General features: G+C 64.2%; 1 pseudogene. It reads right to left on the bottom strand.

Annotation, left to right across the window (positions count from 1 at the left end):
- Window positions 1-329: pseudogene (locus LPA54_RS41910) on the bottom strand (glutamate--cysteine ligase); the annotation flags it as partial.
- Window positions 330-383 lie beyond the last annotated feature (54 nt).

Here is a 383-nt window from a genome sequence, read left to right as displayed (position 1 = left end):
AGCGAGGTCCGCAGTTCCTCGTCGAGCCGGTCGAAAACCCGCCCGCCCAGCCGGTGGGGGGCGATGTTCACTTCCAGATTGAACATGGCGAGTTCCGTTTGGAAGTCACGGCTCGCGATGCGCTCGAGGACTTGCGCATTCAACATTTTCGGCATGCCGTCGGCGCCCGCGAGATTGAGTTCGATCTCCAGCCCCATCAGGTTCTTGGGGCGGTCGAACCGCTTCTCCTCCAGGAGTCGCTCCAGGCCCGTCAGGCACCTGCTGAGCTTCTCGCGGTAGCGCTGGCGATCGGACAGGTCGAACTGACCTGCCACGACCTTTTCCCCCATCGAAGCGTCCCTCCTCGGATGGCGTACCGAAGATCGGCCGCCGGGGTCCCGGTC

The sequence above is a fragment of the Streptomyces sp. DH12 genome (genome assembly GCF_020873895.1).
Lineage (GTDB): Bacteria > Actinomycetota > Actinomycetes > Streptomycetales > Streptomycetaceae > Streptomyces.
The sequence above is the reverse complement of the archived record's forward strand: the minus strand, read 5'-3'. Positions and strand labels throughout refer to the sequence as shown.